The organism is Allobosea sp. 67-29, assembly GCF_001898115.1.
Taxonomy (GTDB): domain Bacteria; phylum Pseudomonadota; class Alphaproteobacteria; order Rhizobiales; family Beijerinckiaceae; genus Allobosea.
In genome coordinates, this window is the sequence record NZ_MKSQ01000019.1 from 24047 (window position 1) to 37403 (window position 13357).

The 13357-nt window shown below is 67.7% G+C and carries 19 protein-coding genes; 3 read left to right on the forward strand and 16 right to left on the reverse strand.

Annotation, left to right across the window (positions count from 1 at the left end; translation table 11 throughout):
- Positions 1-274 precede the first annotated feature (274 nt).
- From BGO20_RS14895 to BGO20_RS14905, 3 genes are read right to left on the reverse strand one after another with little or no spacing between them, the layout of a single operon-like run.
- Positions 275-892 carry a ParB/Srx family N-terminal domain-containing protein gene (locus BGO20_RS14895; RefSeq protein ID WP_291664482.1) on the reverse strand — a complete coding sequence of 206 codons (618 nt, stop codon included), beginning with the start codon at positions 890-892 and terminating at the stop codon, positions 275-277.
- Entirely contained in the window at positions 889-1647 is a 759-nt protein-coding gene (locus BGO20_RS14900; protein WP_291664481.1) for a hypothetical protein, read from the reverse strand. Before BGO20_RS14900 ends, BGO20_RS14895 begins: the two co-directional genes overlap by 4 nt.
- 51 nt (positions 1648-1698) lie before the next feature.
- Complete coding sequence (locus BGO20_RS14905) at positions 1699-2727, reverse strand: hypothetical protein (protein ID WP_291664480.1); 1029 nt, start codon at positions 2725-2727, stop codon at positions 1699-1701.
- A 377-nt stretch (positions 2728-3104) separates the two neighbouring features.
- On the opposite strand from BGO20_RS14905, the gene BGO20_RS14910 reads away from it, so the two are divergent.
- Positions 3105-3533, forward strand: a complete 429-nt coding sequence (locus BGO20_RS14910; protein ID WP_291664479.1) for a type II toxin-antitoxin system HicB family antitoxin — start codon at positions 3105-3107, stop codon at positions 3531-3533.
- 77 nt (positions 3534-3610) lie between these two features.
- Here the strand turns inward: BGO20_RS14910 and BGO20_RS14915 are convergent, their stop codons facing one another.
- Entirely contained in the window at positions 3611-3763 is a 153-nt protein-coding gene (locus BGO20_RS14915; RefSeq protein WP_291664478.1) for a hypothetical protein, read from the reverse strand.
- Between the two features lie 74 nt (positions 3764-3837).
- Between BGO20_RS14915 and BGO20_RS14920 the strand changes: the two genes are divergently transcribed.
- A complete protein-coding gene (locus BGO20_RS14920) occupies positions 3838-4590 on the forward strand; it encodes a hypothetical protein (protein ID WP_291664477.1) in 753 nt (250 codons plus the stop codon).
- A gap of 11 nt (positions 4591-4601) precedes the next feature.
- Here the strand turns inward: BGO20_RS14920 and BGO20_RS14925 are convergent, their stop codons facing one another.
- Genes BGO20_RS14925 through BGO20_RS14975 form a run of 11 tightly spaced genes read right to left on the reverse strand, consistent with a single transcriptional unit; the run spans position 4602 to position 12226 of the window.
- Positions 4602-5390, reverse strand: coding sequence for a hypothetical protein (locus BGO20_RS14925; RefSeq protein ID WP_291664476.1), 789 nt, complete (start codon positions 5388-5390; stop codon positions 4602-4604).
- A complete protein-coding gene (locus BGO20_RS14930; RefSeq protein ID WP_291664475.1) occupies positions 5387-5593 on the reverse strand; it encodes a hypothetical protein in 207 nt (68 codons plus the stop codon). Before BGO20_RS14930 ends, BGO20_RS14925 begins: the two co-directional genes overlap by 4 nt.
- Positions 5590-5940, reverse strand: a complete 351-nt coding sequence (locus BGO20_RS14935; protein ID WP_291664474.1) for a helix-turn-helix domain-containing protein — start codon at positions 5938-5940, stop codon at positions 5590-5592. The genes BGO20_RS14930 and BGO20_RS14935 overlap by 4 nt, the downstream gene beginning before the upstream one ends.
- Complete coding sequence (locus tag BGO20_RS14940) at positions 5937-7778, reverse strand: ParB/RepB/Spo0J family partition protein (RefSeq protein ID WP_291664473.1); 1842 nt, start codon at positions 7776-7778, stop codon at positions 5937-5939. The genes BGO20_RS14935 and BGO20_RS14940 overlap by 4 nt, the downstream gene beginning before the upstream one ends.
- Positions 7775-8485 carry a hypothetical protein gene (locus BGO20_RS14945; protein WP_291664472.1) on the reverse strand — a complete coding sequence of 237 codons (711 nt, stop codon included), beginning with the start codon at positions 8483-8485 and terminating at the stop codon, positions 7775-7777. The genes BGO20_RS14940 and BGO20_RS14945 overlap by 4 nt, the downstream gene beginning before the upstream one ends.
- A complete protein-coding gene (locus tag BGO20_RS14950; RefSeq protein ID WP_291664471.1) occupies positions 8482-8751 on the reverse strand; it encodes a hypothetical protein in 270 nt (89 codons plus the stop codon). The genes BGO20_RS14945 and BGO20_RS14950 overlap by 4 nt, the downstream gene beginning before the upstream one ends.
- A complete protein-coding gene (locus BGO20_RS14955) occupies positions 8751-10643 on the reverse strand; it encodes an ICP22 family protein (protein ID WP_291664470.1) in 1893 nt (630 codons plus the stop codon). The genes BGO20_RS14950 and BGO20_RS14955 overlap by 1 nt, the downstream gene beginning before the upstream one ends.
- Positions 10640-11275, reverse strand: a complete 636-nt coding sequence (locus BGO20_RS14960; protein WP_291664469.1) for a hypothetical protein — start codon at positions 11273-11275, stop codon at positions 10640-10642. The genes BGO20_RS14955 and BGO20_RS14960 overlap by 4 nt, the downstream gene beginning before the upstream one ends.
- A 2-nt stretch (positions 11276-11277) precedes the next feature.
- Entirely contained in the window at positions 11278-11451 is a 174-nt protein-coding gene (locus tag BGO20_RS14965) for a hypothetical protein (RefSeq protein ID WP_291664468.1), read from the reverse strand.
- Entirely contained in the window at positions 11451-11918 is a 468-nt protein-coding gene (locus BGO20_RS14970; RefSeq protein ID WP_291664467.1) for a hypothetical protein, read from the reverse strand. Before BGO20_RS14970 ends, BGO20_RS14965 begins: the two co-directional genes overlap by 1 nt.
- 53 nt (positions 11919-11971) lie before the next feature.
- On the reverse strand, positions 11972-12226 hold the full coding sequence (locus tag BGO20_RS14975) for a hypothetical protein (protein ID WP_291664466.1): 255 nt from the start codon (positions 12224-12226) through the stop codon (positions 11972-11974).
- A 96-nt stretch (positions 12227-12322) separates the two neighbouring features.
- On the opposite strand from BGO20_RS14975, the gene BGO20_RS14980 reads away from it, so the two are divergent.
- Positions 12323-12958 (forward strand): XRE family transcriptional regulator, encoded by a 636-nt coding sequence (locus tag BGO20_RS14980; RefSeq protein WP_291664465.1) that lies wholly within the window; start codon positions 12323-12325, stop codon positions 12956-12958.
- On the opposite strand, the gene BGO20_RS14985 is transcribed toward BGO20_RS14980, so the two are convergent.
- Entirely contained in the window at positions 12955-13323 is a 369-nt protein-coding gene (locus BGO20_RS14985) for a hypothetical protein (protein ID WP_299858221.1), read from the reverse strand. The two genes, BGO20_RS14980 and BGO20_RS14985, sit on opposite strands and share 4 nt — an antisense overlap.
- Positions 13324-13357: the final 34 nt, after the last annotated feature.

Below are 13357 nucleotides of genomic sequence, written 5' to 3' on the forward strand. Positions count from 1 at the left end.
TGACCTCTCGCTGGGGTGGGCTGGATGCCCTGCCTGAAACGACACGAGCCCCGCCGGGGCTGAACCTGCGGAGCTCGTGGGTGCGACGGTCTCGCCTGCATGCAGGCACAGTTCGTCACGGTGCATTTCTGGTGTGCCATGTGCCTCGAATTGCGCAAGGCCTTGGGGGCTAGGATCGACACTATCGACACTATCGACAGAGGCGCGCACCGATGAGAGACCGAACTTGCCCGCCTCATACCCGCTGCTGCCATGATGCCGGCTCTTCCGCCAATCATGCGTCACCCTCCGTCTTGTGCGAATCAGCGCCAGATCCCGCCGTGATCGTCGTGGAGCGGGCCTTCCGCTTCTTCCGAGCCCGCCGGGTCAGATCCTTGTCCGGGACGATGGTGCGGCCGCAGCGGGAGCAGACCTCATCGGGTGTGTCATCCTCGGGCTTCTCCTCGTCGGCTTCCTCTTCGCCGGCGAGAATGGCCTCGAGCTCTCCATCCTCGAAGCCCGTCGCCGAAAGGTCGAACCCGCTGGCCGACAAGGCCTCGATCTCGGCGCGGAGCAGTTCATCGTCCCAGCCGGCCTCCTCGGCCAGGCGGTTGTCGGCGATGACGTAGGCGCGGATCATCTCCTCGCTCCAGCCCCGGGCTATCGTCACCGGGATCTCGGCATAGCCGGCGAGCTCGGCCGCCATCACGCGGGCATGGCCAGCGATGATCGTGCCGTTCTCGTCCACGAGGGGGCCGAAGGTGACGCCGAAGCGGCGCATCGAATCTGCGATCTTCTCGACCTGCTGCGCGGTATGGGTGCGGGAATTCTGCGCATAGGGCAGGAGCTCGCGGACGCGCCGTGTTCCCCTTTCGAGCTCGGGCGGAAGTTCCGCCTTCTGGCGCCTGGTCATGGTTCCTTCCTTCCCTTGGCGGCCTTCGCGCCCTTGGGCTTCTCCTCGGGCCCGCCGGTGACGACGCGCACGATCTCGACGGCGTTGACGTCATGCCCCCAGGCGGCCTTGGCGTTGCGGGCCTTGCGGCGCTTGGTGCGGTAGAAGCCACCGGCCCAGGCCATCTCGACCATGCCCTCGACGGCGAAGCGGATCTGATCCGGCGTCGCCAAGCCTTCGTCGCGGCAGCAGGCGGTCAGCGCTTTCCAGCGCCGTTCGCCCAGCGTGCCGCCGCCCATCGCGGCCTTGGCCCGCCTGATCTCGTTCTTGATGCCTTCGGCCTGATCGATCATGCGGCGGGCCTCATCGTCGACGAGCGCGTCGGACTTTCCCGCCGCCCGCAGCGCTTGCAGTTCCAGCGCGTTGAGCCGCATTCCACCGCCGCCGCGTTCGCCGGTCGAGGACGGCGGCGACCGCCGCAGCGCCAGCACGATCTCGTCATGGGCCTTCAGCCGATCGGCGAGCCAGCTGGCGGCATCGTACTCCTCAGGCCCTATTCGGACCGGCACATGCAGGACGAACATCAGGCCCAGCGTGGTGCCGAGCCGCGGATCCAGCACCCCCTGCGCGCCCAGCGCCCGGAAACGCTGAGCCTGAGCCTGCCGGGTTCCGGCCCTGTCCTGGATCAGGGCGCTGTCGAGGATGCGCCCGGCCCTGTCTCGCTTGACCTTGAGCGGGTCTTTCCGTTTCCGTCCCGTTCTCTTCGTCGTCGTCATCGTCACCGCATCTGGTCGAAATGGCTCAGCCCCGAGTCTTTCCGATCGTGGTCAGGCCGCGGCCGGTCCGTCGCGGGTCCGCGGCATGGTCTCCGGCCGCCAGCCCGAAGGCGGGAAGCGCGTCGGCCGCCACCAGCCGGAACGGCCCTCATGACGGGACGCCGACGGCATTCCGGGCTTGCCGGCCTCGCGATAGGCGCGGTCCCAGGCCGCGAATTCGGGAGTGCCGATGGCGATGAAGACCTGCTTCGCCGGCAGCGAAGTCGTGCTGTCGGAGGGGAAGTCGAGGAACAGCCGGTCGGAGAGATAGGTCTTCAGGTGGCTGCGCTTGCGGCCGCCGCGCTCCCGGCTGCGGACATAGGCGCCGGCAGCGGCGACGGCATGGCGGCGATCCGTCTCGACAAGGCGCTGGAACGCGGCCTCGGCCTGGATCCGGCTTTCGCCATCCTCCCATGGCCAGGCCTCGGCGATCTCGTCGAACCGCGCCGGCGGCCGCGGGGGCTCGGCGATGACGTAGCCGCAGGCATCGAGAACCGAAGACGGAGCACACACACCTTCTTTGGCCGCTGCCAGGAGCGGGGGTAAGGGGGTGTGGGATAGTTCTTGGTTATTCTCAGTTCTTATATACGCGTCCGGATTTGCCGGATGCGGCAAAGCCGGATGTGGCTCGGAACACTCCGGGAACAGATCGCCTTCATGGGGCTGGGCCACGTCCTGATTTTCCGGATGTGGCTCAGCCTCCGAAACACCAGCGCTAGGCGGCGATGCTTCGTCGAGCACAACATATTCGATCCCGCAATAGGCCTTGGTCACCTCGTCACGCTTGCGCTCGCGCGTGATCCAGCCGGCCTCGACGAGCTCGCGGACAAGCTCATGCATCTTGTCGCGGCCAACTTTGAAGCGGCCGCGCAGATGCTCGACCGACAGTGACCAGTCCGAGGGCCGCGACCGCAGCCAGGCCAGCAAGCCCATCGCCGCGAGCGAGAGCCGCTCGTCGTCGAGCACCTCGTTTTCGAGGATCGTGAAGTTGCGTGTGCGGCGCCGGCGGATGATCATGCCGCCCTCAGAAGCGTCGTACATTTTTGTCCGATCCGACTTGACTTTCGGACATTTTTGTACGATACACACCTCATCGCAATCGGAGATGAGGTGTGAATAGAGATCAGCTTGTCCGGGCCCTTCGGCGCTATTGTCGGAAGCGAGGCATTTCCATCGCTGTCGACAAGAAGAAAGGAAACGGCTCCCACTACAGGATCACGGTCGCTGACCGAATTTCGACCCTGCAGATGGACCTGAACCCCGGCAGAATCGAGCGCTTCCTGAAACAACTCGGGATCGACCCCGCCGACCTCTAGTCGGCGGGAGTTCCGGGTGGCCTCTAGAGGACAAGGCTGGGAAGCAAATCGATGATCAATGTTCGACCCCTCGGATCCACAACACAGAGGAGTACTGAATGGATGGCTTGGTTTATGTTCGCCACGGCGATCACCCGCGAGGGTGACGATTACGTGGTGAGCGTGCGCGATCTTCCGGAGGTTGTGACCTCCGGCTCTTCCATCGAGGAGGCGATCGCGCTTGCAGCGGATGCGATCGAGGTCGCTGTCGTCGGTCGTATGGACGACGATATGGAGATCCCGGTTCCTTCGGCCTTGCAGCCCGGCGAGCGCGCAATCGCGTTGCCCGCCACGCTGGCCGCCAAGGCGGCTGTGTATGAAGCCTGGAAGGCAAGCGGTCTCAAGAAGACCGAATTCGCCAAGAAGCTTCATCGCAATGAGGGCGAGGTGCGCCGTATTCTCAATCCGCGCCACGGCACCAAGCTGGACCAACTCGACGAAGCAGCCCGTGCTCTGGGCGGTCGTCTGGTGGTCAGCTTCGAGCCGGCTTGAATACCGGAGTTTTAACCGGAGCAAGATGGGGCCCGCCGGGTGCAACCGGCGGGCCCTTTCGTTCGCAGAGGGCGGCCTCATGAAACCGCCCCGCAATCGCAGCGCCACATCAACACCGACCAGAAGCCGTGCACGCGACCGAGATCGCCGACGATCATCCAGCCGCGGCGATGATAGGCATCGACCTTGGGGTGAGGGACGTAGCGGAAAAGACCTGTGCGGATCTTCACACGCGCGCCCTCCGCGGATTGATCACGTCACGCCGGACCGGCACGGTGGGGACATGCAGAGGCCAACCCGGGAAATGCTCGTCGCCAGCGCGATCGTGCTGTGCCTGGCGGCCGCGCTTCATCTCTATGTCTGGCTCGAGCCGGCCTGCAGCATCGAGAGCCGCCGCATCGTGATGAAAGCGGCCGGCGGCGTCGGCTGCTTTGAATTCTGGCTGAACCGCTATCAATCGCTGATCGGCAGCATTCTGACGACGGCGATCGCCGGCGCCACGCTGCTTTGGGTCGCCCGCCAGTTCGATGCATCCCGCCGCCAGACAGCCATCGCCGGCGCCACGGTGCTGCGGCTTCGCGTTGCCGAGTTGAACTGCGAGCGCGCCTTGGTCCAAAGGATCCTCGACCTTCTCCGGCAGATCTCGCCCGCCCCGCAGGACGTCAGCGGCCCCATACCCATGGTCGCCCTCAACCAGGTCAGAGAACGGCTGGTGTCGGGCTGGGACGAACTGGCAGAGTGTCTTCGCGAGATGCAGACCTTTGATCTTGCGGGTGATGCTTCGCTGGCCGCCGCGCCGCGGAAGATCGTTCTCAACCTGCTCTTCAGCATGCAGACGAACCTTACGCTGGGGCTTGCGGCGATTGCCGAGATTCAGCGAAACGGGATCTGGCAGGATTCTCCCGTCCGCGATCGGCTCTACAAACATTGGAGCGGCAATGTCCGCCGGGCTCACGAAGCCGGCGATTTCCTCCGCCAGATGGATGGAGCCTTGCGTTCCGAGATTGCCACGACGCTGAAGCACATTCAGGCCTTCGAGCGAACGGCGATAAGCTGACGAACTGGAGGTCACATCAGCCTCCCGAACTCGCCTGCGGGCTCGGCCGGCTTCCAGTCGTCGTATAGCGCAGCGATCTCGTCGAAATTTCGCGGATGCTGCCGCTTGAAGTCCGGCCAGTGCGGCCCGGATCGCCAGGCGCCATCGATGGCGACGAGCCATTGATTGTCGAGGAAGCGGCGATGATCGATCTCGAGGTGCTTGAAGTCCTGGCGGCATAGCCAGCCACGCTTCTCCAGGACGACGGCGAGCTTGAGCGCCTTGACCTTCCATGCGGTGAGCTGCAGCGGTGATTTCACGCCGGCGGCGACATCCGGCACGACGGGAGGCAACGCTTCCCGGCTGACCGGCAGCATCTGAGGCCAGTCGCTGGTCCAGCGATCCCACTCGTCGATGTCCTGGCGGGGAACCTCTGGGCGGACGCGGCCGTCCTCATCGAGCGTGACGACCTGGATGCCCGCGCGCTGGCAGAAAAGGTGATGCAGCGCCGACCCGGTCCCTTCCGGGACGAGCACAGCCCGGCAATCCGGCCCGGGCAAGCACGCCATATGGCGGCTTTCCAGCGCCTGCAGGATGACGTCGTCGTTGAGCCTGAGCTTGGCCTGGATACCGATCTGGAATCCGTCGCGCTCTCGTACCAGCAGGATGTCCCAGCCAGCCGTCTCGGGATAGGCGATCCACCCTGTCGGCTTCGGCCCTTGGCGTTCCCAGCCGGGGCGTGCGACGGCGCCGGTGGCGATCGCGATGAACTGGGCGCACATCGCGGCTTCGCTGGCGAATTTGGCGACGCGGCGCTTCATCGAGGCTCGCCGCTCCCAGCCAGCTGCTTGCTGAATCGATTGGGTTTCCGCAGGGCGATGCCGCTGCGCCGCGCCAACAGTCCGGGATAGGAGGGATCGACGCCGAACGCCGCGGCGATCGCCCTGACCGGCTCCACTCCGGCGCTGTAGCGACGCAGCATCTCGCTGGCCTGTTCCTCCGAGAGATACCGGCGCTTCTTCATGGCGCGGCCTGCGCGGCGGCGACGAGTTCATCCAGCCCGAGGTCGAGATCCGCGGCGATCAGCAGCATCGGTTCGCCGGCGAGCAGGCGCCCGCGGATGTCGGCCGGATCGGCAGCACGGCGCGGCGCCATGTCAGCCTCCGGCTTCCAGGACATCAGCGACCGCTTGGCGCGCAGAGCGCTCGATTTTCCCGGCTGCCTCAACGGCACGCCGCGCCGTTTCGCCAGCTTGGCTGGATAGCCGATGCTGACGCCGAAGCCAGCGGCGATCGCGGCAATGGGCTCGCCGGTCTGATACCGGCGAACGATCTCGGCCTTGACGCTGTCGGCGACGGGCTGGACGATCATGCCGTCTCTCCCGGCATCGTCTGAGGCTGATAGTGCACGGTCCGCAGCGGCCCGGGCAGCCACCCGGTCGCGGTGGCGAGCTCCGTCGCCCGCTCCGCAAGCTCCGCCTTCTTGCCCTTGATCGTACCGGCCCCGGCCTCCTCGGCAGCGGCTTTCGCCACCGCGCCCGGGGCCTGCGCGAAGAACCGGCCGGGATCGAAGGCCTTCGTCACCGCCGCGCGAAAAGCGTCCGGCGCGATCGCCGCGACCAGGACGTCGCGGCCGCTGGCGAGCTTCGGATCCATATCGACCTGCGAACGGCGGGTTTCGAGCGCGCCGGCGACGGCCTTCGCGAATTCGACGAGCAGCTGCTCGCGGTCCAGAGCGGCAAGCTCGGCGAACCGGTCGGTGAAGCTGAAATCGTGATACAGCAGCTTCCGACGCGGCGAGCCGTCCTGCTGCAGCCGGACCGGCGAGCCCCAGCGCGAGGCGGTGAGCCCGGCGATCGCGGCACGCAGCGCCAGGACCGGATCCGCGACCAGGCATTCCGCGATGACGTCACCGAGGTCGTCGGAGAGGTTTTCGGAAAGCCCCCTCGGCAGATCCGGGCCGGTATCTTCCGCCGCGGTGCTGGCGGAGGAATCGGCCTCCTCGTCATCCGCATCGGCGAAATTGCCATCCGCATCGCCGTGCTCGTTGCCGGTATCGTCCTCGTCGTCGATTTCTTCGCCGTCTTCCGAGTCGACCTGGGCCGGCCGCAGCCGCAGGACATCGAGCTCGACGGAGCCGTCCCGCTGGATCTCGATGATCACGCCCGATGCCGCGCGGGCGGCTGCATCGTCCGCGGCGCGCCTGGTCGCCGCCTGAGTGGCATTCCAGCCGGCATTGCCGCCCCTCTTCGCCGCGGCCTTCTCCTCGTCGGTCATCCAGCGATCGAGCGGGAGACGGGCCCAGAGATAGCTGCGCTCGACTTCGCCGCGATGGACCGCGAAGGCCCAGCCCTTGCCGAGGAGCTCCTGCTTCAGCACCTCGACCTTCTCCGACCACAGCCGGGACAGGATGTCGGGCGCCTCGACGAGGACGATGTCGCCGAAGAGATCCTCGCGCAGCGTTCCGCCGGCGGCGAGATAGGCTTCCCTGCCGACGAAGCTCATGGCTGAGGAATTCGCCTGCTCCCGCCCGGCCCGCAGGATCCGGGAGACCTCCCATTCGTTCCAGTGGCTCTTGCTCTTCAGCCCGGCGGCAAGCGCCTCGCGCTGGACGTCGTGGTCGTCGCAGAGCGTGAAGGCTTCCGCCTTTTCCTGGCCGATCCGGCCGTCGCGCCAGGCCTTGCGGACCTCCGGAGCCAGGCCGCCGAGGGCGAGGCGCTGACGGACCTGTCGTTCCTTCAAGCCGAAGCGATCGGCGATCTCGGCGACGGCGAGCCCGGAATCCTGTAGGTCCCGGAACGCCTCGAACTCGTCGACGGGGTGCAGCTGCACCCGCATCACGTTTTCCGTCAGGCTGATCTCATGGAGATCCCGGGCGGCAGCGAAGGTCACCCGGACGGGGTGGTCCTTCGGTATCGTACCGCGCTTCGCCAGGAGCTTCAGCGCCTTCAGCCGGCGGTTGCCGGCGCCGACCTTGTAGCGGCCTCCCGCCGTCGCGACGACGAGCGGCTGCAGAAGGCCCCGATGCGCGATGGAAGCCGCGAGTGCCTCGATCTCGACTTTCGAGGCCGAGGTCCTGACATTGTCGTCACCGCCTTCGTCGAGGCGGTCGAGCGGCACGGTGGTGTCGTCGGGCAGTGGCGGCGGTATCTCGAGGGCGTCGTCGGCGGCCTTCGGCCAGACGTCTTCCTGGAAGTCGGCATCGATCATGGATTCAGCCTTTCCATGGTGGAGGAGCGGGTGAGGGTTTCGAGGTCGCGGCCGAAGCGCAGCAGGGACTCGGTGCTGGGGAGATCGGGGCCGGCCAGCGCGGCGAGCAGCTCCGCACGCAGGGACGCGGAGCCGGGGCGCCGATTGACGAAGGCGATGCCGTGGGAAACGGCGGTACGGCCGCGGCCGATCTGGCGCGCGATCGCCTTGGGTTCCGCCGCCGCCGCAATGCCGGCGAGCCAGGAGAAGCAGTGGCGGGCCCGGGCGGCTCGCAGGCTGCGGCCGGCGCCGGCGAGCTCCTGCCGGCTCAGCCCGAAGGCCAGGGCTACCGCCATCATGCAGTCTGCCAGCGGCACCGGCGCGCAGATCGCGGTCACGACTGGATACGGGGAGAGCAGGGCGGCGACATCGCGGGCGACGTCGTCGTCGGGGCGGCCGAGATCGACCCCGCGCGCCGAGATCCGGCGCCGTGCGGTGAAGCAGGCCTCGTTGACGAACGCCGGGGTGACGCCGAGCCAAGCCGCGATGTCGAGCGACTTCAGCCCGGCGACATCGCGCATCAGCCAGGCGCAAAGCCGGCGCAGCCAGAGAACGTCGGACTGGAATTCCTGCTGGCGCAACCGGTCTTCCGCGACGCCGGTGACGCGGGCGGCAAGCGCTGTCATCGATCCGGCTGCCGTCACGAATTCGCGGGAGAACACCTTCATGCCGGGTCGCCGAGGCTGACGACGTCCTGAAGCCCGAGACCGATGACGAGCTCGGGATTGGAGCGCAGCTTGACCGCGATCTTATGGGCGAGCCCCAGAGCCTCGCCCTGCCGCCGGGTCTGGGCGACGACATCCGTGTCGATGCCGTCGCGACCGAGCCGGGCGGAGGCGCATTCCATGATGTTGATGGCGAACATCTCGGTCTGAGCGGCATTGCCGAGGCGGCGGATCAGCTCGTCGAGCGGCATCGGGGTCGGCGCAGGCATCAGGCTCTCCTCAACCGGACATCGGCCTTACCGACCCGGACGACTTCGACGCCGATCGTGCCGAGATCGGCCTTCCAGTGGCTGAGCTGGGCGAGCACGGCGTCGCCGCTGCGGACCGCGCATTTCTTGGCGACGACGGTGGCGTCGAAGAGCTCCCCGGCGGCGAGCGTCATCAGCACGGCATTGATCAGCGGGAAGCCCTTGAGGACGCCGGCCGGACCGACGATCCAGCCGCGGTCGACGGCGAGGACCTCGCCTTGCTTGAGCAGGACGAGATCGCCGGGATGGTCGACGTCGCGCGCTCGACGCGAGGCGGGGGGCGCGTCCTGAGAAGGCTGGGCAATCGCGGCCGGCGCCGATTCCAGGGGCGACGCGGCGGTCCGCACGGGCTGCGGCGGCGGTTCGGCTGGTTCCACCGGTTTGAGGCGCTCGGCCTCGGCCTTCAGGCGGGCTTGATCACCGACACGGATATCGGGGCTGGCCGCCTTCCGCTTCTGGGAGATGATCGCGCCGACATAAGGGGTGCTCTTGCCGACCCGCTCGCCGATCTCGCTCTGCTTCAGCAGGGTATCGCGCCAGAGCCGCACGATCTCGTCGGTGGCCGTCGGCTGCTGCGCCGCGGCCTTCGCACGGCCGTCGCGCGCCGCCTTCTCCTCGGCGAGCTTCCGCGCCTTGATCTCGGCGCGGACGGAATCGCCCCGCGATACGCGGGCGTCGCCGAGGCTGCGCGCCGATTTCAGGATCTCCGACGCCTTGTATTCCTTCAGTCCGAGCTCGGCGGCGAGATCGCGTTGCGTCCGCTCGGTCGTGTCGTAGAGCTCGATCAACCGCTCATGCAGATCGGGGCGTCGGTCGGAAGAAGGAGAGGACGAGGAGGCCGGCTCGGCTGGGGGGGTGAAACCGGCCTCCTCTGCGGCACTCTCTCCGCCCGTCGGGGTGCTCGCGCTATCGACCCCCTCATCGCCGGTTTCCTCCGCATGAGATGGCGCTGCAGCAACCGGAAAGCCGCCCACCATGCCGTCTGCCGTATCCGGCAAATCCTGCCCGGGTCCCGCCGGCCTAGCAGCGGTGTCGGCGGGCTCCGGCGCTTCGAGCGTCGTCTCCTGCTGACGGACTGTCCCCTTTTCCTGCGCGTCCTCCTGGACGGCTGGCGGGGCCGGGAAAGCCGCGACGTCTCCACCCGAGGATTGGGCCTCGGCGTCGCGTTCGGCGCACTCTCTTGCCCCTTCGGGCAAAACATCCGGGACGAGGTCGGCCCGTCGGCCTTCCTCGTTGAACCCGGCGGGCAGAATGTCGTCGGACTTGCTCGGGAGCGCCGTCGCGCAGTCCTCACCGACCCCGTCTACTGCCATGGGCGCCTCGGCCGGGGTCTCAGTCCCGGACAAGTTGATGCCGCGCAGCCGATCACCCCGGATGATGCGGGGATCGCCTGCCTTGCGGAATTCATTGAGAAAGAAGGATACCGAGCCCGGCGTGGATCCCGTCAATTCGGCGAGCCGGCCATTCCGGAGCGCGGTCGAGCCGTAGAGGTTGGCGATCTTCTCCCGCTTCTCCGACGGCTGCAGCGCTTCTTCGATCGTGAGCAGACCGCCGAGGCTGATTTCGTCGTTCCTGAGGAACTGCACGATCGGCTGGCCGATATCGATGTCCATACGCGCATGGCGTTCTGCCTCACGCGCCATCTCGGTCGAGACGACGACATGATCCGCGGCGCGCATCCGATCGACGATGTCGGCGACCGAGGCCGGCGCTGCAGGCGGCCCCGGCAGAGGAGCGCCGTCCAGGACGTGCAGCAGTGTCTGCGTCGCCGACAGCCCGGCCCGGGAGCCGAGATCGACCAGGCGGGCGAGCATGGCGCCGGCGCCGGCGAATTCGCGGGAGAGCGCCGTCATGCTGCCCTCATCGACTTGTCGAGCTTGGCCAGCGCCTTCGGATCGAGCTTCCGCGCCTGGTTCGGCGAGTAGACCAGGGGCTTGCAGCTCCGGCACCAGGATGTCGGCTCAGCGCCGGAAGCGCCGGGCCGGAAGGTCACCGGCCGCCCGCAGACCCGCTTCTCCCAGGGCCCGGCCTGATCCCAGCCCGGCAGCGGCATCGCGCATTGCAGGAAGCCGCGCTCGAGGAAGAGAACCCCGGGATTGTCGCCGGCGGGCTCGGCAGCCGTTTCAGCGGTCTCGGCGAAGCCCGCCATGGCTTGGGCCGCGTGGTTCCGCCCGGCCTCGGCCCTGATCTCGGCACGGCGGCGCTGTAGTTCGGCCGCGACTGCTCTGGCGTCCGGCTTGGGCGGCTCTGCCGCGCGGGCCTTGCGGCGCTCGGCGGCTTCCGATTTCTGGCGGGCCAGCGCCTCGTCCTGTCCACGGAAGGCGATGCCCTTGCGGTTCGCCCGCCCGAGCACGGCCATGCGGGAGCGGTTCACGCCGAACAGGTCGCCGAGCAGGATGGAGGCTGCGGCCGCGCTCTGCCCCTGCTCGGCGCAGCGCCGTAGCAGGTCGTCCTCTTCCGGTGTCCACTGGTCCTTGAACGCCATGGTCAGCCCCTGTCGCGGTTGGAGAAGGCTCCGGCGCGTGCGAGCCAGAGCCGGTAGCGGGCGGCGGCGTCCTCGGCCGCGTCCTGCCTGCCTTGCCAGGCGGAGAGCCAGTACGAGGCCCGCCATGCGCAGAACCAGCCGCAGAGGCCGGCGAAGTGCCGCATCGGGCCGCGCATCAGAGCCGGCTCCGCGCGATCTCCGTGTCCAGCTCGGCACGCAGCGCCTGCAGGCGGGCGCCCAGCCTGTCGGCCCGCTCGACGGCGATCAGCTTGTCGAGCCAGCCCGGAAGCCCGACGGGCGAGGGCCCATAGAGCGCCTGCAGCAGCTCGGGGCCGTAGCAGGTCGCCAGCCACAGCATGGCGATGCCACTCGGCGCCGATCGGCGCTTCAGCCATTTCCGGACCTGCTCCGCCGAGATCTGGCCGCGGCAGCGCGCCGCTACGGCATCGGCGGTCTTCAGCGGGTGCTTCCGCCGCAGGAAATCGGAGAGGTGGTCGAGCCAGTCCGGGGCGACGAAGCCGAGGCGGCTGGACAGATGTCCGGATTCCGGGGCCCGCGGTTCGCGGTTCGGGGAAACCTCTCCGGTCGGCAGCTGCCAGGAAGGGTCATCGATCGCCACCGCCCCCTGGAGCCCCAAGCTCATGTCCATCGTCTCAGCCCTCGTCTCAAATTCCGGTCCGGCGTCAGCCCGGATCGTCATGCAGCAGCGGTTTCGGCCGCGCGCCTGGCCTCGGCCTTATCGGCCCGCCAGCGCGCGAAATCGGAAGCGTCGACGCAGAGCCCGGCATCGGCCGCGGCTGTCTCCAGCGCCGGCCAGTGCTCCGGAGCGATCGAGTCGCGGGACGACATCACCGTCAGGTGCTCGCGCCGCAGACCGGTTTTGTCCGCCGCCTTCGCGGGTCCGCCGAGAGCCAGGATCAGCTCCCGGAAGCATGTCGGTGTCGGCGTCATCGCTCATCCGAAACTGCGTCGATGAGGAGTGACTACAAAATGCGCTCAGATTCGTCAATCACCAAATGTAATCACGTCGCGCGTATCAGATTGTGCATGGCAACAAACCCGGACTGGTCGACCCAGTCCGCCCGGCTGCGCTGGGCACGCGAGACTTCAGGGCTGGGGTCGGCGCGACAGGTGGCCGCCGATCGCGGCTGGCCGAGCTCGACCTACATCACGCATGAGAACGGCAGCCGGCTGAAGAAGGGCCTCTCCGAGGAGGATGCCCGCAAATACGCCCGCGCCTTCCGGGTCGATCTGGCCTGGCTGATGACGGGGGCCGGTGAGCCGCGGCGGACCGCCGAACCCGGCGAGGTCGTCGCGACCATCATGGGGCGGGTCGGTGCCGGGGCCCGGGTCATGGTCGAGGATCATGCGGATGCCTGGCCGGTGGTCGGCATCCCGCTCGAGATCGCCGAGACCTGCGAGCTCTATGAGATTACAGGCTCCAGCATGCTGCCGCTGTTTCACGACGGCGACGTGCTCGCCGTCGAACGCCGCTATCTCACACCGCAGCAGCTCATTGGCCGGATGGCGCTCGTCGTGCTGGCTGACGGCACCCGGCTGATCAAGACGATCAAGCGCGGGCCCGACGGGCTTTTCAACCTGACAAGCCTAAATTTCGAGGACATCGACGAGGTCGAGATCGTCTCGGCCGGGCGCATCGCGTGGGTGAAGTTCGCCGGCTAGGGCCGCGCCATCTCGATCACGCCGGCCTGCAGGGTGACGCGCTGCACGGATCCTTCGTCCGTATCCACCATCTCCTGCGCGACAGCCCTGACCTCGACGAGCGCGTTCACCCGGCATCGGCGGGCTGCCAGATTCGCGGTGCCCTTGCAGGGGCCGATCAGGCTTTCGGCGATGGATTGATCGGTCAGCGGGCCGAGCGCGGTAGCCTGTATCACCAGGACCTGACCGTCGAGGCGCGTGGCGCACAGAAAACCGTCGCCGGGATCGACGCAGCCGATCGACGTAACGCGGACATGCTTTCCGATGAAGGCGTGCGGGTCTTTCAGGAAGGCGCGACCATCCGGCACCCTCGTCGACTCAGCCATGGCCGGCATCGCGAGCAACGCCAGCGCTGCTGCT

What these genes read in the sequence shown, in the direction of transcription:
- BGO20_RS14920 (WP_291664477.1), top strand. Translation starts at nt 3,838, where the DNA reads ATGCTCGTCGCCAGCGCGATCGTGCTGTGCCTGGCGGCCGCGCTTCAT.
- BGO20_RS14980 (WP_291664465.1), top strand. Translation starts at nt 12,323, where the DNA reads ATGGCAACAAACCCGGACTGGTCGACCCAGTCCGCCCGGCTGCGCTGG.
- BGO20_RS14965 (WP_291664468.1), bottom strand. Translation starts at nt 11,451, where the DNA reads ATGCGCGGCCCGATGCGGCACTTCGCCGGCCTCTGCGGCTGGTTCTGC.
- BGO20_RS14985 (WP_299858221.1), bottom strand. Translation starts at nt 13,323, where the DNA reads ATGGCTGAGTCGACGAGGGTGCCGGATGGTCGCGCCTTCCTGAAAGAC.
- BGO20_RS14905 (WP_291664480.1), bottom strand. Translation starts at nt 2,727, where the DNA reads ATGTACGACGCTTCTGAGGGCGGCATGATCATCCGCCGGCGCCGCACA.
- BGO20_RS14940 (WP_291664473.1), bottom strand. Translation starts at nt 7,778, where the DNA reads ATGATCGATGCCGACTTCCAGGAAGACGTCTGGCCGAAGGCCGCCGAC.
- BGO20_RS14970 (WP_291664467.1), bottom strand. Translation starts at nt 11,918, where the DNA reads ATGAGCTTGGGGCTCCAGGGGGCGGTGGCGATCGATGACCCTTCCTGG.
- BGO20_RS14895 (WP_291664482.1), bottom strand. Translation starts at nt 892, where the DNA reads ATGACCAGGCGCCAGAAGGCGGAACTTCCGCCCGAGCTCGAAAGGGGA.
- BGO20_RS14910 (WP_291664479.1), top strand. Translation starts at nt 3,105, where the DNA reads ATGGCTTGGTTTATGTTCGCCACGGCGATCACCCGCGAGGGTGACGAT.
- BGO20_RS14960 (WP_291664469.1), bottom strand. Translation starts at nt 11,275, where the DNA reads ATGGCGTTCAAGGACCAGTGGACACCGGAAGAGGACGACCTGCTACGG.
- BGO20_RS14925 (WP_291664476.1), bottom strand. Translation starts at nt 5,390, where the DNA reads ATGAAGCGCCGCGTCGCCAAATTCGCCAGCGAAGCCGCGATGTGCGCC.
- BGO20_RS14950 (WP_291664471.1), bottom strand. Translation starts at nt 8,751, where the DNA reads ATGCCTGCGCCGACCCCGATGCCGCTCGACGAGCTGATCCGCCGCCTC.
- BGO20_RS14955 (WP_291664470.1), bottom strand. Translation starts at nt 10,643, where the DNA reads ATGACGGCGCTCTCCCGCGAATTCGCCGGCGCCGGCGCCATGCTCGCC.
- BGO20_RS14930 (WP_291664475.1), bottom strand. Translation starts at nt 5,593, where the DNA reads ATGAAGAAGCGCCGGTATCTCTCGGAGGAACAGGCCAGCGAGATGCTG.
- BGO20_RS14975 (WP_291664466.1), bottom strand. Translation starts at nt 12,226, where the DNA reads ATGACGCCGACACCGACATGCTTCCGGGAGCTGATCCTGGCTCTCGGC.
- BGO20_RS14900 (WP_291664481.1), bottom strand. Translation starts at nt 1,647, where the DNA reads ATGACGACGACGAAGAGAACGGGACGGAAACGGAAAGACCCGCTCAAG.
- BGO20_RS14945 (WP_291664472.1), bottom strand. Translation starts at nt 8,485, where the DNA reads ATGAAGGTGTTCTCCCGCGAATTCGTGACGGCAGCCGGATCGATGACA.
- BGO20_RS14935 (WP_291664474.1), bottom strand. Translation starts at nt 5,940, where the DNA reads ATGATCGTCCAGCCCGTCGCCGACAGCGTCAAGGCCGAGATCGTTCGC.